The following is a 22,112-nucleotide window of genomic DNA, read 5'->3' on the forward strand; positions in this document are numbered from 1 at the left end:
GTCCTGAGCCAGGATCAAACTCTCCGATAAAAGTTTGAATAGCTCTTTAAAAATAAATCTAGAATTAACGTTGACGTATTGTCTTGTTTTGTTCAGTTTTCAAGGTTCAATATTCGCCGTTCCCGTTTGGGGCGACTTTATTAATTTATAACAAGTTTCCATGTGATGTCAACTGTTTTTCGAAATTATTTATTGGTGTTTCTTCTAAATAATTCATTGTGTTTCAGCGACGTTTATTACTATATCAAGATTTTAAGTACGGGTCAATACATTTTGTGAACTTTTTTAATAAATTATTTCATTCCCATTACCTCTATTTCATCCATGGTCCCTCACATTTATGATAATGAAAGCTCTCCCTTGTTTAATAAGGAGAGCCTGATGACTTTAATTTGTTTCTTTCTTAGGTGCTGTCTTCATATATTTCAAACATTCCTTGTGACTCGCAAACCGTTTAAAAAGGGAAAATAAGATTTTGTACCGTTCATCCATTGCTCTCTTAACGATATGATCAATCCGAGAATCCTTAAGATCGAACAGTATTTCATCCATCTCTCTTTTCAACAGATATTCTATTTCTTGTTTCTCTCTATCATTAATCATTAACCCCAGCAAGTATGTCACCCCTTTATGTTGGTATTTGTAGTTTTTTCCATTAAAAGATATTTATAATCATTTTTTTGTCAGATAGATATTTTTTTGGGGGACATGCATATCTTTAGTAAGGACAGACGGTTGAACGGAGGGATGACTTTGAATACGTTTCACACAGTAAACGCTAAGAAATTGAAGCAAGTTAGTTTGATCATCGTGATTTCTTTCTTTACTGCTTTGTTTGTATATAGCAGTAACCTCTCGACACTCTCGGTTTTCAGTACGAAGGATGGTCCGAAGGCGATTTACAAAGGGGAAAAGGGAGTGGCGATCACCTTCAATATTGGCTGGGGAGATGAAAAGGCCAAGCCGATCCTTGAAGAATTAAAGAAAATGAATGTGACATCCGCTACCTTCTTTCTTTCCGGAGCCTGGGCTGAGCGACATCCCGATTTAGTGGAACAAATCGTGAAGCAGGGTTATGAGATCGGAAATCTTGGCTATGCCTATTCCGATTATACGGAGATGGAAGCGAACAAGATTAAGCAGGACATAATGAAGGCGGATGAGGTCTTTAAGAAATTGAATGTGAAAGATGTGAAATTATTACGCGTTCCAACGGGACACTTCGATAAAGCAACGTTGAAGGTTGCGGATTCCCTCGGCTTAACGGTCGTCCACTGGAGCGTGGACTCAAAGGATTGGACCAATCCCGGTGTGGAAGAAATCCTGAATAATGTTAGCAAAGCAAAAAAAGGGGATATCGTTCTGCTTCATGCATCAGATTCAGCTAAACAGACGAAGGACGCCTTGCCGTCCATCGTGAAAGAGCTTAAAAGAAAAGGTAACTTCATTACGGTATCCGACATGATCTCAAACGGTGATGCCAAGTCATCGCTTATACAGTAAAAAAAATCCCGCTAGGTGACCATCGTTCACCTGCGGGATTTTTTCAGTTTTTAACCGATTGCCTGCGTTCCCTTTCCGTCTGGGACTTCTCTATGTACTTAGGAAGGCGCAATAGTTGGAAGGCGTTACAGGCAAGAAGGGCGAGCAACATAAGATACAGCCATTTCACGGAATTCACCAATAACACCGGGAGCCATTCAAGTGTCGTCACGACGATCATAAAGAATAGTGCGGATACAAATGTGTTGGTTTTTGCTTCTGATTGTTGATTCTTGATGTAAGCCACGACAAGACCCACCACAAAGATCCCGATCCCCAGTAGTATATAAGGCGTATACGACTCTCCTTCTACAGCGAAGGCTCTGAATCGGAAGTAAATCAGATCAAACAGGACAAGGGCGATCAGCACCACTTGAACGGGGTTCCATAAACCTTTGAACATCCCCATCCCGAATTGATGGATGGTTAAATAAGCGAAATAGCCCATTTGACTGATGACACTAAAAGTAAATCCAACAAATATGAACCAAAGTAAACTCGATAATATACCAATCACGTCACCGTCTTGAAAGTATGGCCCGAACTGATCCCATCTTATGATCAGGGCGGCGACACCTGTAACGGCTCCACCGATTACTAACGTATGAATAAATAAACGAATCCAGTTGCGGATGGTCACTTCTATTTTCCTCCAAATAAAAAAATATACACTCACTTGATTGTACCAACGCGTGTTTAAAAAATCCAGGTTCCAATTTTACCTGTGCATATTTTTTTCGATATTTCTCATATTAAGGGTAAGGGAATTTGTATGGAAGGAGCTTACCCATGAAAAGATATTCCTTTCTTTTTCTATTGCCCCTTCTTCTTCTATCCGCTTGTGGCGGTGGCGGGGATACGGGCAGTGGCAAAATGGATTATGAAGAAACCAAGAAGATGGTTGTTGATATATTAAAGACGGATGATGGGAAAAAAGCCATCCAGCAAGTCATGTCTGATGAAAAAATGAAGTCAGAGCTTATTATGGATCAGGGTGTTGTAACCGATACGATATCCAAAACCCTCACATCTGAAAAGGGAACAGAATTCTGGAAGAAATCCTTTGAAGATCCGAAGTTTGCTGAAGCCATGGCAAAAAGCATGAAGGATGGCAATGAAAAATTACTCAAGGACCTCATGAAGGACCCTGAGTACCAAGGAATGATGATGGACCTTTTAAAGGATCCGGAATTCAAAAAAGAGCTTACCGAGGTACTGAAGAGCCAGGAATACAAAGAACATCTGCAAAAGGTGATTACGGAGACCTTCCAAAGCCCGTTATTCAAGGCGAAGCTGCAGGATGTTCTATTGAAGGCTGCAGGCGAAATCAAGGATGGCGGAAAAAGTGAAGGCAGCAGCAGTGAATCCTCCGGTGGTAACCAGGGTGGTTCTGGAGACTCCGGTGGTACAGGCAGCGGAGGCGGAGGGCAATAGAGTGCCAATATGAAAAACATTAAAAGGGACCAAATGCATATTTCAGCATTGGTCCCTTTTTTGCTTCTTTAAGACAATTTTTCAATTACTTTGTGAGCGATTTCCCCATATATCTGACCGAGTCGGTGGTCCTCAGCATAAATGGAAGGGGCAAAATCCGCTTCATTCCAGTCCGGCTGCTGTAGAGGAAGCTTGCCAAGTAAATCGGTACGGAGCTCTTCTGTGAGCTTCTCTCCACCGCCTTGACCGAAGACGAATTCTTTTTCACCTGTCAGTTTGCTTTCAAAATAAGACATGTTTTCTACCACACCAAGGATGTCATGGTCAGTTTGAAGGGCCATGGCTCCTGCACGGGCAGCTACGAATGCTGCTGTCGGATGAGGTGTCGTCACGATGATTTCCTTACAATGTGGAAGCATCGTATGAAGATCTAGAGCAACGTCCCCTGTTCCCGGTGGCAGGTCCAGCAGTAAATAATCCAATTCGCCCCACTCGACTTCTGAGAAGAAGTTGTTCAGCATCTTACCAAGCATCGGCCCTCTCCAAATAACAGGGGCATTATCCTCTACGAAGAATCCCATGGAAATGACCTTCACGCCGAATCGTTCTACTGGAATAATTCTTTCACCTCGTACGACCGGTCTCTTCACGATCCCCATCATATCGGGAACGCTGAAGCCGTAAATATCGGCATCCACTAGACCCACCTTTTTGCCTTGACGGGCAAGTGATACGGCAAGGTTAACCGAAACGGTTGATTTTCCTACGCCGCCTTTTCCGCTGGCAATTGCAATGAAGGTTGTCTTACTTGCAGGGGATAACAGGTCCGTTCCTTCCCCACCTGCTCCTCTATGCTTCTCAAGCTCCTCTTCCGGAAGCTCGGTGAAACGGATCCCGACGGATTCCGCTCCATTCTCCTTTAATACTTGTACAATTTGCTGCTGGAATTGCATTTGCTCCCCGGTACCCGTTTTGGCGATGGCAATTTTCACACTGACATGGTTCTTTTCTTCTTTGACGGAGATGTCTACCACACCATTTGTTTCTTGTAAGGTTTTATTTAAAAAAGGATCTTTTAATCCAAATAAAAGTTCGCGTGTTTGTTGTTCCGATAACATGAATAACCACCCTTTTCTATGTATTCGTTTTCAATCATCTGTTTTCAGTATAACATATTCTCAGTTGAATGAATGCTCAAAAGGTTTTGAATGCTTTTGTCGAATAATAAAAAAAGCTGAGAGGTTATTCCTCATCAGCTTTTTCTTTGTCCATGGTCAGGTAATTGAGTACCCCCTGGTAGACGGAAGCAGCAATCTTTTGCTGGTAATCCTCTTTAAGGAGGTTGGCACGTTCTCCCGGGTTGGAGAGGAAGCCGATTTCCACAAGGGCTCCGGACTTTTTAGCATGTTTCAGGATATAAACATTTTGCAGACCCTTTGCTTCCCGGGTCGTATTTTCCAGATTTCGTGTCAGTTCTGCTTGAATCGATTTGGCGAGTGCTTTATTTTCTTCAAACTTTGGATTGTAGAAGGTTTGGGCCCCGCTCCATTTCGCAGATGGAATGGAATTCAAGTGGATACTAAGAAACATATCCGCTTGGGATTCATTGATCAAGCTGAGCCTTTTCTTAAGATCTTCCACTTTTCTTCGGCTGTATCCCCTCGTACCTTCATCGGCAAGATCTTCATCCTTCTCACGCGTCAGGATCACGAGAGCACCTTGTTCCTGAAGATAATCCCTTATCATCAGGGAAACATTTAATGCGATGTCCTTCTCAAGTGCATTTTGATCTCCGGCCCCGCCGTCCGGTCCACCATGTCCCGGATCTATATAGATGATCTTTCCTGATAAGGGGAGATTCCACGAATCCCATGTATCTTTGTCTAATATTTTATATTGAATGATGAATAATAAAATAGCCAGTGCAGAAATTATCCCGATAACCTTCAGTTTCTGAACCATTCCAGTCCTCCTATTTCAAGTCTTGGCGACGGAACAAGCCCCGCTGCCTTTACTAAAAAATATGGGACAAGAATGGGTTTTAGAACTGAAATTAATGCAACCGTAATTTGTGACGCTTGATGCCTTTTTCGTATCCTTCTGACCACCATGTTTCCACAAAGTGCTCACAGCAGAAATAAAAGGACTCATCTACTTCATTCGATACACCCATCTCAGACCAGTACAGCCAGAAATTATAAAGTGTATCAATAAAATGCTTCAATTCTTCCTCACAGCGCTTTTTCACTAATGTGGTGTCTTCACCTGAGTACCCGAATTTGCTCATCTTCCCACCAAGGAGATAAGCTTCTATGGCAACATCAAAACATGCCTCATCAAATCCCTGCTGCATAAATACGCCGCCTTGAACCTTTATATATCCAAAATGCCGCCGGACACTTTCCTGCAACATCTTAATTGAAATTTCTTTCAGTAAAGTTCTTTCCGTCTTGATCTGCTTCTCTCTTCTCTTTGTATTGAAAGTCGTAATAACGTTCAAAAAACATTCACCCCTTTGAACGTATTTTCCTACTTAACCCACCACTTCATTCGAGTAACTGTTACCAATTTTCTTGGAGGGACGGACCTCCATATCGACCCTTCAGGAAGTAGTCATTTCCTGATATAAGGGGATTCCGCTGCAGAATTATATGCAAATTGGAGGTCCGTCCCTCAAACCCATATAAAAAAAAGCCCAGCCGACAGAATCGACTGAGCTTTTGTGTGAAATAATAATTAACGCTTAGAGAATTGTGGCGCGCGACGTGCACCTTTAAGACCGTATTTTTTACGCTCTTTCATACGAGAGTCACGAGTTAATAATCCAGCGCGTTTTAGAGTTCCACGGTATTCAGGGTCTGCTTGTAGTAAAGCACGAGCGATTCCGTGACGGATCGCACCAGCTTGACCAGCATAGCCTCCACCATTAACGTTTACTAAAACGTCATAGTTACCAAGAGTTTCAGTTGCAACTAGTGGTTGCTTAATTACTTCTCTTAGTGCTGCGAATGGGATATAAACTTCTACTTCACGATCATTGATAACAATGTTTCCGTTACCTGGTACTAAACGTACACGAGCTACTGAGCTCTTACGACGACCAGTTCCGTAATATTGAACTTGAGCCAAGATAATAACCTCCTCTTATTAATTATCCACGAAGTTCGTAAACTTCAGGTTGTTGTGCTTGATGTGGATGCTCTGCTCCAGCATATACATGTAATTTCTTGAACATTTGACGACCTAGAGAACCTTTTGGAAGCATACCTTTGATAGTAAGCTCAAGCATTTTCTCTGAGTAGTTTGTACGCATTTCTAATGCTGTACGTTGTTTTAAACCACCAGGGTGATTAGTGTGACGGTAGTAGATCTTGTCCGTTAACTTCTTCCCAGTAAGTTCAATTTTTGAAGCATTAAGAATGATTACATGATCACCAGTGTCAACATGTGGTGTGAATGTTGGTTTGTGTTTTCCGCGTAGAATTGAAGCAACTTCACTGGATAAACGTCCAAGAGTTTTACCTTCAGCATCTACAACGAACCATTTACGATCGATTTGGTTGGCTTTTGCCATATACGTTGTACGCATGATTTAACCTCCTATTTAATGAATCCGTAGTATTTATTTTCTAATCACAATAAGTTTCCGGGGCTTATCGTGGGGTTAATAACATACCATATGCTATATTATCTTGTTCCCAGTCTATTGTCAAGAGAATGTTACACCAGGATTAGTTGTTTTAGTATCTTTTTAATAAATTCCGTACAATCTTATTTCTCATGTGATCCATAATCCACCTTCCACAGATATAATCCATGTGGCGGTGCAGTCTTTCCTGCCTGATTACGATCCCGTGCTTGCAGTATTCTAGGTACCTCATCCACAGGAATATTCCCAGCACCTACCTCTAACAAAGTACCGACCAATATCCTAACCATATTATATAGAAATCCGTTCCCCACAAAAGAAAAAATGATTTCTTCTTCATGTTCCTGAATGTCAATACGGTGAATGGTTCTTACTTTGTCTTCGACTTCCGTTTTTGCTGAACAAAAACTTGTGAAGTCATGCTCCCCGATCAGGTGTCGGGCAGCACGCTCCATATCAGGAACGGAAAGCGTATGGGGGTAGTGAAGGGCAAAATGCCGGTTGAACGGATTTCTTGATTCCCCTGTATAGATTCGGTAACGGTATTCTTTCTGCTCCACTGAAAACCGCGAGTGGAAGTCCGTTGAAACAAACACAGCTTCTTTCACGGTCACTTCATCCGGTAACCTTGTATTCAGCACGATCGGCCATTTCTCTTCTGGAATGGATAGAGGTGTGTCAAAATGAAAGACCTGACCGTTTGCATGGACGCCTGCGTCGGTCCGGCCAGACCCGCTGATCCGGACAGAAACGCCTTTATGGATAGTGGACAAGATGCTTTCTATAAGTCCCTGGACGGTACGCTCTCTAGGTTGTACCTGATAACCATGAAAATATGTTCCATCATATGCGATGGTACACTTTACTCTCTGCATACGTGACACTCCCGTTATCCTCTGAAAATAATTAATACTGTTGTGAGGAGGGCTAGAACGATTAACGCTCCCGTATCCTTCTTATGCCAGGATAACAGGCGGTATTTCGTCCTGCCCTCCCCTCCTTGATACCCTCTTGCTTCCATGGCCGTAGCCAGGTCTTCGGCGCGTTTAAATGCACTGACGAAGAGAGGAATCAATAGAGGGATGATGGCTTTGATCCGATCTTTGATGGGGCCTGATGAAAACTCTGCCCCCCTGGCAATCTGTGCCTTCATGATTTTATCGGTTTCCTCCATCAGGGTTGGAATGAACCGCAGGGAAATCGACATCATGAGTGCCAGTTCATGTACAGGGAATTTCACTTTCTTCAATGGATTCAAAAGCGTTTCAAGCCCGTCCGTGATTGTGATGGGTGAGGTCGTGAGCGTTAATAATGAAGTAACAAGGATCAGATAAAAGAATCGTAATGATATAAAGATCCCCTGCCTTAACCCTTCTTCGTGAACCGACAAGATACCCAGGTCCAAAATGACGGGACCTTCCTTTGTAAAAAACACATGTAAGAAAAACGTAAATAAAATCAGCCATAGAATGGGCTTCAATCCTCCGATGATAAAACGGATGGAAAGGTTGGATAGTATGAGTGCGCTAAACGTAAAAAGACCGAGCAGTGCGTATGTTACAGCATTATTGGCCAGAAAGACGACACATATAAATCCGAAAATAAATAAAAGCTTTGCCCTGGGGTCCATTTGGTGAAGAATGGATTTGGCCGGTACATAACGGCCAAAGATCATTTTTTCCATCATAGTCCTTCACCTCCGTCCTGTATCGCACGGATGGCTGAAGCCAATTCGTCTATTGTCAGACACGTCTTTGGAAGTTTCTTTCCGGTCTCTTTTTCAACCCGGTATTGAAAACGAACCACATCCGGTACGTCCAGTCCCATCTCAAACAGTTCATTCGCCTGTGAGAAGATTTCTGCAGGGGTTCCTTTTCGTTTTAAACGGCCCTTTTGCATGATGACGATCTCTTCTGCATAGTGAGCGGCGTCTTCCATGCTATGAGTGACGAGAATGGTGGTCAGCCCTTTTTCCTTATGAAGGGCATAGAACATGTCCATGATCTCCCTCTGTCCTCTTGGGTCGAGTCCTGCCGTCGGCTCGTCCAGGACAATGACCTCGGGATTCATAGCCAGTACACCTGCAATGGCAACACGTCTCATTTGTCCACCAGACAGATCAAAGGGGGATTTCTGTAATACATCCTCTGACAGTCCTACTTTGACAATGAGCTCTTTGGCTCTTTGGATTGCTTCATCCTCCGGCACCCCGAAATTCATGGGGCCGTAGCAAATATCCTTAAGGACGGTTTCTTCAAACAGTTGATGTTCAGGGAATTGAAAGACGATCCCTACCTTCTGTCTGACAGGCTTTAAATTCTTTGCCTTTTCCTTTGCCTTGATCTCGTGCTCACCTACTTGCACAAGTCCTTCTGTAGGCTTTAATAATCCATTAAGATGCTGCAACAGTGTAGACTTGCCTGAACCGGTGTGACCGATCACCGCGAGAAACTGACCGGTTGGAATCGAAAGGTTGATATCTTGAAGGGCAAGTTTTTCGAATGGAGTGTTGAATGAATATCGGTATTCTACCTGTTGAAATGTGATCTGCATAATTCATCCACCAACTCTTCTTCTGTAAAGTATGTTTTAGACAGGGGAATCCCTGCTTCCTTCAGTGCCCCGGCAAGCTTGATGGTGAAAGGCGAATCCAAACCAAGCTTTATGAGCTCATCCTCTAATAGGAAAATCTCTTCTGGCATCCCTTCCTTAAAGACACTGCCTTGATTCAAAACAATCATACGATCTGCCTTCGTTGCTTCCTCAAGGTCATGGGTGATGGAGATCACCGTCAGGTTCTCTTCTTCTTTCAGCTTCCGGACTGTTTCAAGAACTTCCTGTCTTCCCTTAGGGTCAAGCATCGATGTGGCTTCATCCAAGATGATGATAGATGGCTGAAGGGCTACAACCCCTGCTATCGCCACACGCTGCTTTTGGCCCCCTGATAAATGGTGCGGCTCTTGATCAAGAAAATCTTCCATATGGACGCTTTTTAAAGCATCATTAACTCTCTGTACCATCGATTCATAAGGTACTCCATGGTTTTCTAACCCAAAAGCCACATCATCTTCTACTGTAGCACCAACAAATTGATTATCGGGATTCTGAAAAACCATACCCAGCTTTGAACGGATGTCCCAGATAGAACTTTCCTCAAGAGTGATCCCGTCCACCGTCACTAGTCCCTTCTCAGGGAAATGAAGCCCATTCAACATCTTGGCAAGGGTGGATTTACCGGATCCGTTATGTCCGACGATCGCGAGCCACTCCCCTTGGTTGACTGTCAGACTGATGCCTTTAAGGGCATACGTATTCTGATCAGGGTATCTGAAGTGCACATCGTCCACTTTAATGATTTCTTTCAATTCTGTAACCTCCTCTACGCTATCCTTACTCAGCTCTGCTAAAACCTTTGCATATAAAAAAAAGCCTGCACCCCGACCAAAGAAAAGAACATCTTTTCTTGTTCATCCATTGAACAGCTTCTATGAACATAGAAGTTGGAAGGGGTGCACGAGCTAGACGAGTCAGACAGCGCTGCTCATCGTAACGCTCTGCTTTTCATCACATGCACTTATACAAAAAGGGCAAAGAAGCAGTTAAGGATTAACTGTCCCGCCCTTAATGTTAGAAGTCACGAATTATTAAACTAATTCGATGATTGCCATTGGAGCACCGTCACCACGGCGAGGACCAACCTTCATAATGCGAGTATATCCGCCTTGACGCTCTGTGTAACGAGGAGCGATGTCAGAGAATAACTTTTGTAAAGCATCTTGGTTGTTTTCAGCGTTTGCAACTTCTTTACGAATGAATGCACCAGCTTGACGACGCGCGTGAATGTCACCACGTTTACCTAGTGTGATCATTTTTTCCACAACTGAACGAAGCTCTTTCGCACGAGTTTCAGTTGTTTCGATGCGCTCGTTAATGATTAGGTCTGTAGCTAAATCACGTAGCATTGCTTTACGTTGAGCACTGGTACGTCCTAACTTTCTGTAAGCCATTAAGGGTTCCCTCCTTTGTTGAATCTATATATGAAAGAAGATGTTATCAGTCGTCTTTACGTAATCCTAGTCCAAGGTCTTCAAGTTTAACCTTAACCTCTTCCAGGGATTTACGTCCTAGATTACGCACTTTCATCATATCTTCTTCAGTCTTGTTAGCAAGCTCTTGAACAGTATTGATTCCAGCACGCTTCAGGCAGTTATAAGAACGAACAGAAAGATCCAATTCTTCGATGGTCATCTCAAGAACTTTTTCTTTTTGGTCTTCTTCTTTTTCTACCATGATTTCAGCATTCTGCGCTTCATCTGTAAGGCCAACGAAAATATTTAAGTGTTCTGTCAGAATCTTAGCACCTAAAGAAATCGCTTCTTTCGGTCCAATACTTCCATCAGTCCATACATCAAGAGAAAGTTTATCGTAGTTCGTCATTTGACCAACACGAGTATTTTCTATTTGATAGTTAACGCGTGAAACTGGAGTGTAAATAGAATCGATTGGGATCACGCCAATAGGAAGATCCTCACGTTTGTTTTGGTCTGCTGGTCTGTACCCACGACCACGGGATGCACTTAAACGCACACGGAAGTGACCACTCTTAGATAACGTTGCGATGTGTAAATCAGGATTTAACACTTCAACATCACTATCATGAGTAATATCTGCAGCCGTTACGACTCCTTCACCCTGTACATCAATTTCTAGCGTTTTTTCTTCATCAGAGTAGATCTTCAACGCTAACTTCTTGATATTCAAAATGATGGATGTGACATCCTCTACGACGCCTTCAATTGTTGAAAACTCATGTAGTACTCCATCTATTTGAATAGATGTGACAGCAGCACCTGGGAGTGACGATAGTAGGATACGACGTAAGGAGTTACCCAAAGTTGTACCATATCCACGCTCAAGTGGTTCTACGACGAACTTTCCATATGTGGCATCATCGCTGATCTCAACCGTTTCAATTTTTGGCTTTTCAATTTCGATCATTAATATTTACCCTCCTTCAAAACGTCGAAACTCCGGGCTAAATAATATAAAGTCCGAAATTCCCCATGTTTACGTTCCCTATTGTGCACCAACAACTGGTTACTTTTCTGAATGAACGTATCTTGTATCATATCCCATTATAGACAACGATACAAAATTTATACAGAAAATTAAACGCGGCGACGTTTTGGTGGACGGCATCCATTATGTGGAACTGGAGTAACGTCTCTGATTGCAGTAACTTCCAGACCTGCTGCTTGAAGAGCACGGATAGCTGCTTCACGACCAGCACCAGGACCTTTTACTGTTACTTCAAGAGTTTTTAAACCGTGTTCCTGAGAAGCTTTAGCTGCAGTTTCAGCTGCCATTTGAGCTGCGAATGGAGTGGATTTACGAGAACCTCTGAATCCTAGTGAACCAGCACTTGACCATGCAACAGCATTTCCGTGAACATCAGTAATAGTTACGATTGTGTTATTGAATGTAGAACGAATGTGTGCAATACCAGCTTCGATATTCTTTTTCACACGACGTTTACGAGTGTTTGTTTTACGTGCCATACTAAGAAGTAACCTCCTTTACCTATTATTTTTTCTTGTTAGCTACAGTCTTACGAGGACCTTTACGTGTACGAGCATTGTTCTTCGTATGTTGTCCACGAACAGGTAGTCCACGACGGTGACGAAGACCGCGGTATGAACCGATTTCCATAAGACGTTTGATGTTTAGTGATACTTCACGACGAAGATCACCTTCTACTTTTAATTTATCAACGATATCACGAATCTTTCCTAGTTCGTCGTCAGTTAGATCGCGAACGCGAGTATCCTCAGATACACCAGCTTCAGATAAGATTTTCGCAGCAGTATTTTTACCAATACCGTAGATGTATGTTAATGAAATGACAACACGTTTGTCACGTGGAATGTCTACACCAGCAATACGTGCCATAGTGATAGCGCACCTCCTTTAAGATTAGCCTTGTTTTTGTTTGTGTTTAGGGTTTTCACAGATAACCATGACTTTACCTTTTCTACGAATAACTTTACATTTTTCGCAGATTGGTTTAACAGATGGTCTAACTTTCATCTTATTCTAACCTCCTTAATAGTACGGAGTGCAATAGATTATTTATAACGATAAGTGATTCTACCACGAGTTAAGTCATACGGTGATAATTCTACTGTTACCTTGTCACCAGGTAGGATACGAATGAAATGCATACGGATCTTTCCTGAAACATGTGCCAGTACTGTATGACCATTTTCTAATTCTACCTTAAACATCGCATTGGGCAAAGTCTCGGCGACCTTACCTTCAACTTCAATTACATCATCCTTAGCCATCGAACATGTCTCCCTTCTTCTCATCATTTAATACTTCGTTAACAAACTTTGAAACAGCATAACGCAGTTTACCGTTCGTTACTCTGCCTGATTCTATAATACTGTTTTGAACTTCTGGAGAAACATAGTCACACAAGTGAAGATGAGCGATGTTCTTTCGCTTGGCGCGATCGAACTTTCGTCTATCCCCATCTGCTATCAGTACAAAACGTTCATCCAACTGCTGAATAACGACCGAGTAGCTTCCAGTCTCTCTCCCTTTGAGGGTTTGAACAATCTGGCCTATCCTCGGAACCGTTGATTCTGACTCGATCAATCCAATCACCTTCACTTAGGCTTTCGTCAATATCTCATAGCCGTCTTCAGTAATTGCTATCGTGTGTTCAAAGTGCGCACACATTTTATCATCTACTGTGACGACTGTCCAGTTATCTGATAACGTTCTAACATATCGACTTCCTGCATTAACCATTGGTTCAATAGCCAGTACCATGCCAGGCTTTAAACGCGGACCTTTGTTGGGTGGTCCATAATGAGGGATTTGCGGGTCCTCATGTAAGTCTTGACCAACTCCGTGTCCCACATACTCCCGAACGATTGAAAAGCCATTAGCTTCAACAAAAGTTTGTATACTATGAGAGATATTCGACAGACGCTCGCCTGGTTTCGCTTCTTTAAGGCCCAGAAATAATGATTCTTCCGTTACATCAAGAAGCTTCCGGGTTTCATCATCTATTGTTCCAACTGGATAAGTCCAAGCCGAGTCACCGTGATAACCATTATATTTAGCACCGATATCGATGCTGATTATATCGCCATCTTTCAATACCCGATCGCCTGGAATTCCATGTACCAACTCATTGTTGACTGAAGCACAGATGCTGCCACGAAACCCATTATACCCTTTAAAAGATGGAATTGCATCATGTTTACGAATGAATTTTTCAGCAATTGCATCCAATTCCTTCGTCGATATTCCCGGAGAAATATACTTTTGCAATTCCGTATGAGTCAATGCAACAATCTTACCAGCATGCCGCATAATCTCAATCTCTCTCGGAGTTTTAGAAATGATCATTATGAAAGGCCTCCAAGTAGTTCATCAATGTCATCAAACACTCTATGGATGTCTTGTTGACCGTCAATGTTTTTCAGATAGCCTTTATCTTCGTAGTAAGCCAATAGTGGTTGGGTTTGTTTGATGTTTACGTCCAAACGGTTTTGAACCGTTTCTTCGTTATCATCTGCGCGTTGATATAACTCGCCACAGCAGCGATCACAAACGCCCTCTTCTGTTGGCGGATTAAAGACAAGATGATAAGTAGCGCCGCACTCTTTACAGATCCTGCGACCTGTCAAGCGCTCCATCAGGATGTCCTTATCTACATTTATATTAATGACATAATTCATTTTTTTACCAAGATCAGCTAGGATGTTTTCAAGTGCTTCTGCCTGAGCAACCGTTCTTGGAAACCCATCCAGTAAGAAGCCTTTTTCACAGTCCTCTTTGCTTAATCGTTCACGGACGATACCGATTGTCACTTCATCAGGAACAAGGTCGCCATTATCCATGAATGATTTAGCCTTCAAGCCTAGTTCAGTACCTTCTTTGATAGCTGCACGGAACATATCACCTGTAGAGATATGGGGGATACCATATTTATCTACGATTTTTTCAGCTTGAGTGCCTTTTCCTGCGCCTGGTAAGCCCATAAGAACTATATTCACTCGTACTCCCCCTAATTGTCTATAAAATGGTTTCAGGAACAAGATGTTCCCGAAAACCCTCTTATTTAATAAATCCTTTGTAGTGACGTTTCACTAACTGTGCCTCTAGTTGCTTCATTGTCTCAAGTGCAACCCCTACTACGATCAGTAAGCTTGTTCCACCGATTTGAGCTGCAGGAGGTAATCCTGCAAAGTTAATGAAGAAAACTGGAAGGACTGAGATAACAGCTAAGAAAATGGCCCCAACAAATGTTAGACGATACAGAACGCGAGTGAGATACTCTTGTGTGGTTTTACCTGGACGAATACCAGGGATATATCCACCTTGCTTCTTCAAGTTTTCAGCCATTTGTTCCGGATTGACTTGAATGAAAGCATAGAAATACGTAAAGGCAACGATCAGAGCTACATAGATGATCATACCAACTGGTTTGGTGTAATCAAAGATGTACTGGATAGTACTGGTCACATCATTATCTCCAAAAAAGGATGAAATGGTCTGTGGCGTGATAATGAAAGAAATCGCAAAGATAACTGGAATAACACCCGCAGCATTCACCTTTAATGGTAGATGTGTTGATTGTCCACCAACCGGACTACGCCCCACTAAACGTTTTGCATATTGAATCGGAATCTTACGAAGTGCTTGTTGAATAAACACGACACCAACCACGATTGCAATAACTGCTAAAACAAGAAGTGCAAGAACCACAATACGAAGGAAGAGCTGTTCGCCTGCCCCCTCGATTTGTTGAGCATAGATTTGGTTTACAGTGTTGGGGATCGCAGCAACGATACCTGCAAAGATCAGAATCGAAATACCATTCCCAACGCCTTTAGCCGTGATTTGTTCACCCAGCCACATAAGAAAAGCCGTACCAGCTGTTAGAACTAAAGCTATTAGTAGGTACGTACTGACTCCGGGGCTTTGGATAAGCATTCCACCGTAAATTCTATTAAAGCCGTAGGACATTCCTAAAGCCTGGATGAATCCAAGAATGATAGTGAAATAACGTGTAAACTGAGCTAATTTACGGCGCCCGACTTCACCTTGCTTAGACCACTCAGTAAACTTCGGTACAACATCCATTTGCAGGAGCTGCACGATGATCGAAGCTGTGATATAAGGCATGATTCCCATCGCGAAAATGGAGAAGTTCTTTAACGCACCGCCACCAAATGTATTCAGGAATCCAAGGATCCCTGCCTGGTCTTGCATTTTCAATACATTAGCGTCTACGTTTGGTACCGGAATAAAGGTACCAAGACGGAAGACTATTAACATTAGAAGGGTGAAGATAATTTTGTTTCTTATATCACCCACGCGCATAAAATTGGAGATAGTTTGAAACATTAGATCACCTCGGATGTACCGCCAGCAGCTTCGATAGCTTCTTTAGCAGTGGTTGAGAATTTTTGTGCTTTTACTGTAAGCTTTTTCTCGATTTTACCTTTACCAAGAATCTTAATTCCTGCTTTTTCGTTACTCACTACACCAGATTCTACAAGTAGAGCTGGAGTAACTTCTGTACCATCTTCGAAGCGATTCAATGCGTCAAGATTGACGATTGCATATTCTTTGCGATTGATGTTCGTGAATCCACGTTTAGGTAGACGTTGGAACAATGGTGTTTGACCACCCTCGAAGCCAGGACGAGTTCCGCCACCTGAACGGGCGTTTTGTCCTTTATGACCTTTACCAGCAGTCTTTCCATTACCTGAACCAATACCACGTCCTACACGATTGCGGACTTTACGTGAACCTTCTGTAGGCTTTAACTCATGTAATTTCATGTCGGCACCTCCTTCTTTTTAAACGTTAAAAATTATTTTTCAGTTACTGTAACAAGGTGAGCGACTTTGTTGATCATACCGCGGATAGCAGCATTATCTTGTTGCTCAACCGTTTGGTGCATTTTGCGAAGTCCTAAAGCTTCAACCGTTTTACGTTGATCTTGAGGACGGCCGATTGTACTGCGAGTGAGGGTAATTTCTAGTTTGTTAGCCATCGTTATCCCTCCCTTATCCTAATATCTCTTCTACTGATTTACCACGTAATTTTGCAACGTCTTCAGCGGTCTTTAATTGTTTTAAACCTTCGATAGTAGCGCGAACCATGTTGATTGGAGTGTTAGATCCTAAAGACTTAGATAGGATATCTTGAACACCAGCTAATTCAAGTACGGCACGAACAGGTCCACCGGCGATGATTCCTGTACCCGCAGAAGCAGGTTTGATCAGGATCTGACCAGCACCAAATCGTCCAGTTACTAGGTGAGGTGTAGTACCTTCAACCATAGGAACTTCAATTAGATTCTTTTTCGCATCTTCAATCGCTTTACGGATTGCTTCAGGTACTTCCTGAGCTTTCCCAGTTCCGAAACCAACGTGGCCGTTTTTATCGCCCACTACTACAAGAGCAGCGAAACGGAAACGACGTCCACCTTTAACTACTTTCGCAACACGATTGATTGTAACTACGCGTTCTTCAAATTCTAGTTTGCTTGAGTCAATACGACGCATCTGGATTGTCCCTCCTTTTTTTATTAAAATTCTAAGCCGTTTTCACGAGCTGCTTCAGCCAAAGCTTTGATACGGCCATGATATAAATATCCACCACGGTCAAATACTACGGATTTTAATCCTTTTTCTACTGCTCGTTTCGCTACTAGTTCTCCAACTTTCGCTGCTGCATCAGCAGTAGCAGATGAGTCTAGATTGAAATCTTTATCTTGAGAAGATGCACTAACTAGAGTAACACCATTCATATCATCGATAAGTTGAGCGTAGATATTTTTGTTAGAACGGAAAACGTTCAAACGAGGACGAGTTTCAGTTCCAGTAATCTTTGAACGGACACGAGCATGTCTTTTCTTACGTGTTTTGTTCTTATCTGGCTTAGTAATCACCTACGGTCACTCCTTTCTTTTGCCTACGCGGCATTATTTACCTGTTTTACCTTCTTTACGACGAACATATTCACCTTCGTAGCGAATACCTTTTCCTTTGTAAGGCTCAGGAGAGCGTACAGCACGAATGTTAGCAGCTAATGCTCCAACACGTTCTTTGTCGATACCTTTGATAGATATCTTTGTATTAGCCGGTACTTCGATCTCGATACCTTGTTCTGGTTCGATCTCAACTGGGTGAGAGTAACCAACGTTAAGGATAAGCTTAGTACCTTGTTTTTGAGCACGGTAACCTACACCGACTAGCTCAAGATTTCTTTGGAATCCTTTAGATACACCTTCAACCATGTTCGCGATTAGGGCACGAGTTGTACCGTGTAACGCGCGGTGTTCTTTTGCATCAGAAGGACGAGTAACTGTTGCTACATTTCCTTCTAATTCAACTTTAATATCAGAATTGAATGTACGAGAAAGTTCCCCTTTAGGTCCTTTTACAGTTACTGTGTTATCTTCAGCAACTGTTAGAGTAACGTCAGATGGAATTTCTACTGGTAGTTTTCCTACACGTGACATCCTGTTGCACCTCCATTCATATAAAAAATATTACCAAACGTAAGCTAGTACTTCTCCGCCTACTTGTTGAGCACGAGCTTCTTTATCAGTTAACACACCTGTAGAAGTAGAAACAAGCGCGATACCTAAACCGTTTAGTACTTTAGGTACCTCTGTAGATTTAGCATATACACGTAAACCAGGTTTAGAGATACGCTTTAATCCAGTGATTACACGTTCGTTGTTTGCTCCATATTTCAAGAAAATGCGGATAACACCTTGCTTGTTATCTTCTACATATTCTACGTCACGTACGAAACCTTCACGTTTGAGGATTTCTGCAATTTCTTTCTTGATGTTAGAAGCAGGAACTTCTAATCTTTCGTGACGAACCATGTTCGCATTACGGATGCGAGTAAGCAAATCTGCAATTGGATCTGTCATTGTCATAATAATTTACCTCCTTCCCAATATGGGGTATTACCAACTAGCTTTCTTAACGCCAGGAATCTGACCCTTGTATGCAAGTTCACGGAAACAAATACGGCAAAGCTTGAATTTACGGATAACTGAATGAGGACGTCCGCAACGTTCGCAACGAGTATACGCTTGAACATTATGCTTTGGCGTGCGTTTTTGTTTCGCAATCATAGATTTTTTAGCCACATTTTCGCCTCCCTTATATAGCGATTACTTTTGGAATGGCATTCCGATTTGTGTCAACAATTCACGAGCTTCTTCGTCTGTGTTCGCAGTTGTTACGATTACGATATCCATACCGCGTGCTTTAGACACTTTATCATAATCAATCTCAGGGAAAATCAATTGCTCTTTTACTCCTAATGTATAGTTACCGCGACCGTCGAATGCTTTTTTAGAAACACCGCGGAAGTCACGTACACGTGGAAGTGAAACAGAAATTAATTTATCTAAGAATTGGTACATACGCTCTCCACGAAGAGTAACTTTTGCACCGATTGGCATACCTTCACGAAGACGGAAGCCTGCGATAGATTTTTTAGCTTTTGTTACAACTGGCTTTTGACCAGTGATTTGAGTTAATTCATCAACAGCTACATCAAGAGCTTTTGAGTTTGAAACAGCATCGCCGACACCCATGTTGACAACGATCTTTTCAACTTTAGGTACTTCCATTACTGATTTGTAATTGAATTTGCTAACTAGAGCTGGACTGATTTCTTGTTGGAATTTTTCTTTTAGGCGGTTCATTCAGAATACCTCCCTTCTTAATCGTACTATTTATCTAGAACTTCACCTGATTTTTTTGCTACACGTACTTTTTTGCCGTCTTCTGTCTTATAACCTACACGAGTTGGCTCGTTAGATTTCGGATCTAGAAGCATAACATTTGATACATGGATAGATGCTTCCTGGCTGATGATTCCGCCTTGCGGATTCATCTGTGAAGGTTTAGCGTGTTTTTTTACAACGTTGATTCCTTCAACTAGCACTCGGTCTTTTTTAGGGAATGAAGCAAGAACAACACCTGTTTTGCCTTTGTCTTTCCCAGTAATGACCATTACTTTATCGCCTTTTTTTACATGCATTTCATCGCACCTCCTTGAATGGCCCAATGCTAATATCTATTAAAGAACTTCTGGAGCTAAAGATACAATTTTCATAAAGTTACTGTCACGCAGTTCACGGGCAACAGGTCCGAAGATACGAGTTCCACGTGGTCCTTTATCGTCACGGATGATGACACAAGCGTTCTCGTCGAACTTAATGTAAGTACCGTCTTGACGACGTACACCAGATTTAGTACGTACAACAACTGCTCTGACTACGTCACCTTTTTTAACAACGCCACCTGGTGTTGCTTGTTTTACTGTACACACGATAACATCACCGATGTTAGCCGTCTTGCGTCCAGAACCACCAAGCACTTTAATAGTTAATACTTCACGAGCACCAGAGTTGTCAGCAACTTTTAAACGTGATTCTTGTTGAATCATGTAGGTAACCTCCCTTCGGAATATAAAATATCCGAACAAATATATTAGATAATAACTGCTTTTTCAACAACTTCTACTAAACGGAAACGTTTTGTAGCAGATAGTGGACGAGTCTCCATGATACGTACGATATCGCCTACTTTTGCTTCGTTGTTCTCATCATGAGTTTTAAACTTCTTAGAGTACTTAACGCGCTTGCCGTATAGAGAATGCTTTTTATAAGTTTCTACCATAACCGTTACTGTTTTATCCATTTTGTCGGAAACAACACGGCCAGTGTATACCTTACGTTGGTTGCGGTCACTCATTTAAGCAAACCTCCTCTCATTTATCGATTGTTAACCCCGATCTCTCTTTCACGGATTACAGTTTTCATACGAGCGATCCCTTTGCGGACTTCACGGATGCGAGCTGTATTTTCTAATTGTCCAGTCGCAAGTTGGAAGCGAAGGTTAAATAACTCTTCTTTCAGAGTCTTTACTTTTTGTTCAATTTCAGCAGTGGTTAGGTCACGAATTTCATTACTTTTCATTTGATTCACCACCAATTTCCTCACGTTTTACAAACTTCGTTTTGATTGGAAGTTTATGTGATGCTAGACGAAGCGCTTCACGAGCTACCTCTTCAGAAACACCAGCGATTTCAAACATGATTTTTCCAGGCTTAACTACTGCTACCCAACCTTCTGGAGCACCTTTACCTGAACCCATACGAACTTCTAAAGGTTTTGCTGTGTAAGGTTTATGAGGGAAGATTTTAATCCATACTTTACCGCCACGTTTCATGTAACGAGTCATAGCGATACGAGATGCTTCGATTTGACGGTTTGTGATCCAAGAAGCTTCAACTGCTTGTAAACCGTATTCACCGAACGCTACTTCTTGACCGCCTTTAGCACGTCCACGCATTTTTCCGCGGTGTTCGCGACGATGTTTAACGCGTTTAGGTAATAACATAATTATTTGCCTCCTTCCTCAGATTTCTTTCTTGTAGGAAGAACTTCTCCACGATAGATCCATACTTTAACGCCAAGCTTACCATAAGTTGTATCAGCTTCTGCATGAGCATAGTCAATGTCAGCGCGTAGAGTATGAAGTGGAACAGTACCTTCACTGTAATGTTCTGAACGAGCGATATCTGCTCCGCCTAAACGACCAGATACTTGTGTTTTGATTCCTTTTGCACCAGCACGCATCGCACGTTGGAGCGATTGTTTCTGAGCACGACGGAAAGAAACACGATTTTCTAATTGGCGAGCGATGTTTTCTGCTACTAATTTCGCATCAACGTCAGCTCTTTTGATTTCAACGATGTTGATGTGTACACGTTTTGAAGTAAGTTCGTTTAAAGCTTTACGAAGTGCTTCAACTTCTGTACCACCTTTACCGATAACCATACCAGGTTTAGCTGTATGAACAGTAATGTTAATACGATTTGCTGCGCGTTCGATTTCTACTTTAGAAACAGAAGCGTCAACTAAACGTTTTGCAATATATTCACGTACTTTAATGTCTTCGTGTAATAGATTAGCGTAATCTTTATCTGCGTACCATTTAGATTCCCAATCACGGATTATACCGACACGAAGTCCGACCGGATGTACTTTTTGACCCACAGCTTATCCCTCCTTCTTTTCTGATACGACAAGTGTAATGTGACTTGTACGTTTGTTAATTTGACTTGCACGTCCCATCGCACGAGGACGGAAACGTTTAAGTGTTGGTCCTTCATTTACATAAGCCTCAGTTACCACTAGGCTATTAATATCCATGTCAAAGTTGTGCTCTGCGTTCGCAATAGCAGACTTAAGTACTTTTTCGATTACTGGTGAAGCAGCTTTAGGTGTATGCTTTAAAATAGCAACCGCTTCTCCAACTTGCTTACCTCGGATTAGATCAACGACTAAACGTACTTTACGAGGAGCAATACGTACTGTTCTTGCAACAGCTTTTGCTTGCATTAGGATACCCTCCTCTCA

At 42.2% G+C, this 22,112-nt stretch carries 38 protein-coding genes; 2 read left to right on the plus strand and 36 right to left on the minus strand.

Translation table 11 applies throughout. The features are described from left to right. Window positions 1-387 precede the first annotated feature (387 nt). The gene (locus V8G47_RS16775; protein ID WP_034765921.1) at window positions 388-615 is read right to left on the minus strand and encodes a hypothetical protein; all 228 of its coding nucleotides are present in this window, start codon (window positions 613-615) and stop codon (window positions 388-390) included. Between the two features lie 138 nt (window positions 616-753). Here V8G47_RS16775 and pdaB point away from each other — a divergent pair, with 138 nt between their 5' ends. Continuing rightward, window positions 754-1,503 (plus strand): polysaccharide deacetylase family sporulation protein PdaB, encoded by a 750-nt coding sequence (pdaB, locus tag V8G47_RS16780; protein ID WP_336201147.1) that lies wholly within the window; start codon window positions 754-756, stop codon window positions 1,501-1,503. A 43-nt stretch (window positions 1,504-1,546) separates the two neighbouring features. Here pdaB and V8G47_RS16785 read toward each other — a convergent pair whose 3' ends face one another. Continuing rightward, window positions 1,547-2,182 carry a KinB-signaling pathway activation protein gene (locus V8G47_RS16785; RefSeq protein WP_159360936.1) on the minus strand — a complete coding sequence of 212 codons (636 nt, stop codon included), beginning with the start codon at window positions 2,180-2,182 and terminating at the stop codon, window positions 1,547-1,549. A 149-nt stretch (window positions 2,183-2,331) separates the two neighbouring features. Here V8G47_RS16785 and gerD point away from each other — a divergent pair, with 149 nt between their 5' ends. Continuing rightward, window positions 2,332-2,976, plus strand: a complete 645-nt coding sequence (gene gerD, locus V8G47_RS16790; RefSeq protein WP_336201148.1) for a spore germination lipoprotein GerD — start codon at window positions 2,332-2,334, stop codon at window positions 2,974-2,976. A 68-nt stretch (window positions 2,977-3,044) separates the two neighbouring features. On the opposite strand, the gene V8G47_RS16795 is transcribed toward gerD, so the two are convergent. The 34 genes from V8G47_RS16795 to rplV form a co-directional block, all read right to left on the minus strand. Then, on the minus strand, window positions 3,045-4,094 hold the full coding sequence (locus tag V8G47_RS16795; protein WP_159360934.1) for a P-loop NTPase: 1,050 nt from the start codon (window positions 4,092-4,094) through the stop codon (window positions 3,045-3,047). 124 nt (window positions 4,095-4,218) lie between these two features. After that, complete coding sequence (cwlD, locus tag V8G47_RS16800) at window positions 4,219-4,938, minus strand: N-acetylmuramoyl-L-alanine amidase CwlD (RefSeq protein ID WP_336201149.1); 720 nt, start codon at window positions 4,936-4,938, stop codon at window positions 4,219-4,221. Between the two features lie 91 nt (window positions 4,939-5,029). Next, window positions 5,030-5,476 (minus strand): DUF2521 family protein, encoded by a 447-nt coding sequence (locus tag V8G47_RS16805; RefSeq protein WP_336201150.1) that lies wholly within the window; start codon window positions 5,474-5,476, stop codon window positions 5,030-5,032. Window positions 5,477-5,712: 236 nt separating this feature from the next. Beyond that, entirely contained in the window at window positions 5,713-6,105 is a 393-nt protein-coding gene (gene rpsI, locus V8G47_RS16810) for a 30S ribosomal protein S9 (RefSeq protein ID WP_034765933.1), read from the minus strand. 22 nt (window positions 6,106-6,127) lie between these two features. Continuing rightward, window positions 6,128-6,565 (minus strand): 50S ribosomal protein L13, encoded by a 438-nt coding sequence (gene rplM, locus V8G47_RS16815; RefSeq protein ID WP_034765935.1) that lies wholly within the window; start codon window positions 6,563-6,565, stop codon window positions 6,128-6,130. Between the two features lie 182 nt (window positions 6,566-6,747). Continuing rightward, window positions 6,748-7,500, minus strand: coding sequence for a tRNA pseudouridine(38-40) synthase TruA (truA, locus tag V8G47_RS16820; RefSeq protein WP_336201151.1), 753 nt, complete (start codon window positions 7,498-7,500; stop codon window positions 6,748-6,750). A gap of 14 nt (window positions 7,501-7,514) precedes the next feature. Continuing rightward, entirely contained in the window at window positions 7,515-8,312 is a 798-nt protein-coding gene (locus V8G47_RS16825) for an energy-coupling factor transporter transmembrane component T family protein (RefSeq protein ID WP_258265252.1), read from the minus strand. Further along, the gene (locus V8G47_RS16830) at window positions 8,309-9,178 is read right to left on the minus strand and encodes an energy-coupling factor ABC transporter ATP-binding protein (protein ID WP_336201152.1); all 870 of its coding nucleotides are present in this window, start codon (window positions 9,176-9,178) and stop codon (window positions 8,309-8,311) included. The genes V8G47_RS16825 and V8G47_RS16830 overlap by 4 nt, the downstream gene beginning before the upstream one ends. Beyond that, window positions 9,154-9,990: an energy-coupling factor ABC transporter ATP-binding protein gene (locus tag V8G47_RS16835; RefSeq protein ID WP_336201153.1), complete on the minus strand. Its 837-nt coding sequence runs from the start codon at window positions 9,988-9,990 to the stop codon at window positions 9,154-9,156. The genes V8G47_RS16830 and V8G47_RS16835 overlap by 25 nt, the downstream gene beginning before the upstream one ends. 279 nt (window positions 9,991-10,269) lie before the next feature. Beyond that, entirely contained in the window at window positions 10,270-10,632 is a 363-nt protein-coding gene (gene rplQ / locus V8G47_RS16840; RefSeq protein ID WP_034765940.1) for a 50S ribosomal protein L17, read from the minus strand. Between the two features lie 46 nt (window positions 10,633-10,678). After that, window positions 10,679-11,623, minus strand: a complete 945-nt coding sequence (locus V8G47_RS16845) for a DNA-directed RNA polymerase subunit alpha (RefSeq protein ID WP_034765941.1) — start codon at window positions 11,621-11,623, stop codon at window positions 10,679-10,681. A gap of 170 nt (window positions 11,624-11,793) precedes the next feature. Further along, the gene (rpsK, locus tag V8G47_RS16850) at window positions 11,794-12,183 is read right to left on the minus strand and encodes a 30S ribosomal protein S11 (protein WP_032085294.1); all 390 of its coding nucleotides are present in this window, start codon (window positions 12,181-12,183) and stop codon (window positions 11,794-11,796) included. Between the two features lie 25 nt (window positions 12,184-12,208). Continuing rightward, window positions 12,209-12,574, minus strand: a complete 366-nt coding sequence (gene rpsM / locus V8G47_RS16855) for a 30S ribosomal protein S13 (RefSeq protein ID WP_034765943.1) — start codon at window positions 12,572-12,574, stop codon at window positions 12,209-12,211. A 24-nt stretch (window positions 12,575-12,598) separates the two neighbouring features. Beyond that, window positions 12,599-12,712, minus strand: a complete 114-nt coding sequence (rpmJ, locus tag V8G47_RS16860; protein ID WP_003156543.1) for a 50S ribosomal protein L36 — start codon at window positions 12,710-12,712, stop codon at window positions 12,599-12,601. 38 nt (window positions 12,713-12,750) lie between these two features. Further along, entirely contained in the window at window positions 12,751-12,969 is a 219-nt protein-coding gene (infA, locus tag V8G47_RS16865; protein ID WP_034765945.1) for a translation initiation factor IF-1, read from the minus strand. Continuing rightward, complete coding sequence (locus V8G47_RS16870) at window positions 12,962-13,285, minus strand: KOW domain-containing RNA-binding protein (protein ID WP_034765947.1); 324 nt, start codon at window positions 13,283-13,285, stop codon at window positions 12,962-12,964. Before V8G47_RS16870 ends, infA begins: the two co-directional genes overlap by 8 nt. A gap of 15 nt (window positions 13,286-13,300) precedes the next feature. Then, entirely contained in the window at window positions 13,301-14,047 is a 747-nt protein-coding gene (map, locus tag V8G47_RS16875; protein ID WP_336201154.1) for a type I methionyl aminopeptidase, read from the minus strand. Continuing rightward, the gene (locus V8G47_RS16880) at window positions 14,047-14,697 is read right to left on the minus strand and encodes an adenylate kinase (protein ID WP_336201155.1); all 651 of its coding nucleotides are present in this window, start codon (window positions 14,695-14,697) and stop codon (window positions 14,047-14,049) included. The genes map and V8G47_RS16880 overlap by 1 nt, the downstream gene beginning before the upstream one ends. Window positions 14,698-14,758: 61 nt before the next feature. Continuing rightward, on the minus strand, window positions 14,759-16,051 hold the full coding sequence (secY, locus tag V8G47_RS16885) for a preprotein translocase subunit SecY (RefSeq protein WP_336201156.1): 1,293 nt from the start codon (window positions 16,049-16,051) through the stop codon (window positions 14,759-14,761). Continuing rightward, window positions 16,051-16,491 carry a 50S ribosomal protein L15 gene (gene rplO, locus V8G47_RS16890; RefSeq protein WP_034765954.1) on the minus strand — a complete coding sequence of 147 codons (441 nt, stop codon included), beginning with the start codon at window positions 16,489-16,491 and terminating at the stop codon, window positions 16,051-16,053. The genes secY and rplO overlap by 1 nt, the downstream gene beginning before the upstream one ends. A gap of 32 nt (window positions 16,492-16,523) precedes the next feature. Continuing rightward, entirely contained in the window at window positions 16,524-16,706 is a 183-nt protein-coding gene (rpmD, locus tag V8G47_RS16895; RefSeq protein WP_044340532.1) for a 50S ribosomal protein L30, read from the minus strand. A gap of 13 nt (window positions 16,707-16,719) precedes the next feature. After that, window positions 16,720-17,220: a 30S ribosomal protein S5 gene (gene rpsE / locus V8G47_RS16900; protein WP_098438509.1), complete on the minus strand. Its 501-nt coding sequence runs from the start codon at window positions 17,218-17,220 to the stop codon at window positions 16,720-16,722. Between the two features lie 23 nt (window positions 17,221-17,243). Further along, window positions 17,244-17,606: a 50S ribosomal protein L18 gene (rplR, locus tag V8G47_RS16905; protein WP_201716422.1), complete on the minus strand. Its 363-nt coding sequence runs from the start codon at window positions 17,604-17,606 to the stop codon at window positions 17,244-17,246. Window positions 17,607-17,639: 33 nt separating this feature from the next. Continuing rightward, complete coding sequence (gene rplF / locus V8G47_RS16910) at window positions 17,640-18,179, minus strand: 50S ribosomal protein L6 (RefSeq protein WP_336201157.1); 540 nt, start codon at window positions 18,177-18,179, stop codon at window positions 17,640-17,642. 30 nt (window positions 18,180-18,209) lie between these two features. Further along, window positions 18,210-18,608 (minus strand): 30S ribosomal protein S8, encoded by a 399-nt coding sequence (rpsH, locus tag V8G47_RS16915; protein WP_034765964.1) that lies wholly within the window; start codon window positions 18,606-18,608, stop codon window positions 18,210-18,212. A gap of 30 nt (window positions 18,609-18,638) precedes the next feature. Then, window positions 18,639-18,824, minus strand: a complete 186-nt coding sequence (locus tag V8G47_RS16920; protein WP_010191505.1) for a type Z 30S ribosomal protein S14 — start codon at window positions 18,822-18,824, stop codon at window positions 18,639-18,641. Between the two features lie 24 nt (window positions 18,825-18,848). Continuing rightward, window positions 18,849-19,388 carry a 50S ribosomal protein L5 gene (rplE, locus tag V8G47_RS16925; RefSeq protein WP_060674110.1) on the minus strand — a complete coding sequence of 180 codons (540 nt, stop codon included), beginning with the start codon at window positions 19,386-19,388 and terminating at the stop codon, window positions 18,849-18,851. 26 nt (window positions 19,389-19,414) lie between these two features. Continuing rightward, window positions 19,415-19,726, minus strand: coding sequence for a 50S ribosomal protein L24 (gene rplX / locus V8G47_RS16930; RefSeq protein WP_034765969.1), 312 nt, complete (start codon window positions 19,724-19,726; stop codon window positions 19,415-19,417). 39 nt (window positions 19,727-19,765) lie between these two features. Beyond that, entirely contained in the window at window positions 19,766-20,134 is a 369-nt protein-coding gene (gene rplN / locus V8G47_RS16935; RefSeq protein WP_060674112.1) for a 50S ribosomal protein L14, read from the minus strand. Between the two features lie 44 nt (window positions 20,135-20,178). Then, window positions 20,179-20,442: a 30S ribosomal protein S17 gene (gene rpsQ, locus V8G47_RS16940; protein WP_032085279.1), complete on the minus strand. Its 264-nt coding sequence runs from the start codon at window positions 20,440-20,442 to the stop codon at window positions 20,179-20,181. A gap of 20 nt (window positions 20,443-20,462) precedes the next feature. Continuing rightward, the gene (rpmC, locus tag V8G47_RS16945) at window positions 20,463-20,666 is read right to left on the minus strand and encodes a 50S ribosomal protein L29 (RefSeq protein WP_060674114.1); all 204 of its coding nucleotides are present in this window, start codon (window positions 20,664-20,666) and stop codon (window positions 20,463-20,465) included. Then, window positions 20,656-21,090 carry a 50S ribosomal protein L16 gene (gene rplP, locus V8G47_RS16950; protein WP_060674116.1) on the minus strand — a complete coding sequence of 145 codons (435 nt, stop codon included), beginning with the start codon at window positions 21,088-21,090 and terminating at the stop codon, window positions 20,656-20,658. The genes rpmC and rplP overlap by 11 nt, the downstream gene beginning before the upstream one ends. Before the next feature lie 2 nt (window positions 21,091-21,092). Further along, the gene (rpsC, locus tag V8G47_RS16955; protein WP_060674118.1) at window positions 21,093-21,749 is read right to left on the minus strand and encodes a 30S ribosomal protein S3; all 657 of its coding nucleotides are present in this window, start codon (window positions 21,747-21,749) and stop codon (window positions 21,093-21,095) included. Window positions 21,750-21,752: 3 nt separating this feature from the next. After that, window positions 21,753-22,094, minus strand: coding sequence for a 50S ribosomal protein L22 (gene rplV, locus V8G47_RS16960; RefSeq protein WP_034765976.1), 342 nt, complete (start codon window positions 22,092-22,094; stop codon window positions 21,753-21,755). Window positions 22,095-22,112: the final 18 nt, after the last annotated feature.

Origin of the sequence: Rossellomorea sp. LJF3 (assembly GCF_037046045.1) — a bacterium.
Taxonomy (GTDB): domain Bacteria; phylum Bacillota; class Bacilli; order Bacillales; family Bacillaceae_B; genus Rossellomorea.

Bases quoted from the DNA above. Each gene is read 5' to 3' on its own strand.
- gerD (WP_336201148.1), top strand. From the start codon at position 2,332: ATGAAAAGATATTCCTTTCTTTTTCTATTGCCCCTTCTTCTTCTATCC.
- V8G47_RS16795 (WP_159360934.1), bottom strand. From the start codon at position 4,094: ATGTTATCGGAACAACAAACACGCGAACTTTTATTTGGATTAAAAGAT.
- cwlD (WP_336201149.1), bottom strand. From the start codon at position 4,938: ATGGTTCAGAAACTGAAGGTTATCGGGATAATTTCTGCACTGGCTATT.
- rplM (WP_034765935.1), bottom strand. From the start codon at position 6,565: ATGCGTACAACGTATATGGCAAAAGCCAACCAAATCGATCGTAAATGG.
- truA (WP_336201151.1), bottom strand. From the start codon at position 7,500: ATGCAGAGAGTAAAGTGTACCATCGCATATGATGGAACATATTTTCAT.
- V8G47_RS16825 (WP_258265252.1), bottom strand. From the start codon at position 8,312: ATGATGGAAAAAATGATCTTTGGCCGTTATGTACCGGCCAAATCCATT.
- V8G47_RS16830 (WP_336201152.1), bottom strand. From the start codon at position 9,178: ATGCAGATCACATTTCAACAGGTAGAATACCGATATTCATTCAACACT.
- rplQ (WP_034765940.1), bottom strand. From the start codon at position 10,632: ATGGCTTACAGAAAGTTAGGACGTACCAGTGCTCAACGTAAAGCAATG.
- V8G47_RS16845 (WP_034765941.1), bottom strand. From the start codon at position 11,623: ATGATCGAAATTGAAAAGCCAAAAATTGAAACGGTTGAGATCAGCGAT.
- rpsK (WP_032085294.1), bottom strand. From the start codon at position 12,183: ATGGCACGTAAAACAAACACTCGTAAACGTCGTGTGAAAAAGAATATC.
- rpsM (WP_034765943.1), bottom strand. From the start codon at position 12,574: ATGGCACGTATTGCTGGTGTAGACATTCCACGTGACAAACGTGTTGTC.
- rpmJ (WP_003156543.1), bottom strand. From the start codon at position 12,712: ATGAAAGTTAGACCATCTGTTAAACCAATCTGCGAAAAATGTAAAGTT.
- infA (WP_034765945.1), bottom strand. From the start codon at position 12,969: ATGGCTAAGGATGATGTAATTGAAGTTGAAGGTAAGGTCGCCGAGACT.
- map (WP_336201154.1), bottom strand. From the start codon at position 14,047: ATGATCATTTCTAAAACTCCGAGAGAGATTGAGATTATGCGGCATGCT.
- secY (WP_336201156.1), bottom strand. From the start codon at position 16,051: ATGTTTCAAACTATCTCCAATTTTATGCGCGTGGGTGATATAAGAAAC.
- rplO (WP_034765954.1), bottom strand. From the start codon at position 16,491: ATGAAATTACATGAGTTAAAGCCTACAGAAGGTTCACGTAAAGTCCGC.
- rpmD (WP_044340532.1), bottom strand. From the start codon at position 16,706: ATGGCTAACAAACTAGAAATTACCCTCACTCGCAGTACAATCGGCCGT.
- rpsE (WP_098438509.1), bottom strand. From the start codon at position 17,220: ATGCGTCGTATTGACTCAAGCAAACTAGAATTTGAAGAACGCGTAGTT.
- rplF (WP_336201157.1), bottom strand. From the start codon at position 18,179: ATGTCACGTGTAGGAAAACTACCAGTAGAAATTCCATCTGACGTTACT.
- rpsH (WP_034765964.1), bottom strand. From the start codon at position 18,608: ATGACAATGACAGATCCAATTGCAGATTTGCTTACTCGCATCCGTAAT.
- rplE (WP_060674110.1), bottom strand. From the start codon at position 19,388: ATGAACCGCCTAAAAGAAAAATTCCAACAAGAAATCAGTCCAGCTCTA.
- rplX (WP_034765969.1), bottom strand. From the start codon at position 19,726: ATGCATGTAAAAAAAGGCGATAAAGTAATGGTCATTACTGGGAAAGAC.
- rplN (WP_060674112.1), bottom strand. From the start codon at position 20,134: ATGATTCAACAAGAATCACGTTTAAAAGTTGCTGACAACTCTGGTGCT.
- rpsQ (WP_032085279.1), bottom strand. From the start codon at position 20,442: ATGAGTGACCGCAACCAACGTAAGGTATACACTGGCCGTGTTGTTTCC.
- rpmC (WP_060674114.1), bottom strand. From the start codon at position 20,666: ATGAAAAGTAATGAAATTCGTGACCTAACCACTGCTGAAATTGAACAA.
- rplP (WP_060674116.1), bottom strand. From the start codon at position 21,090: ATGTTATTACCTAAACGCGTTAAACATCGTCGCGAACACCGCGGAAAA.
- rplV (WP_034765976.1), bottom strand. From the start codon at position 22,094: ATGCAAGCAAAAGCTGTTGCAAGAACAGTACGTATTGCTCCTCGTAAA.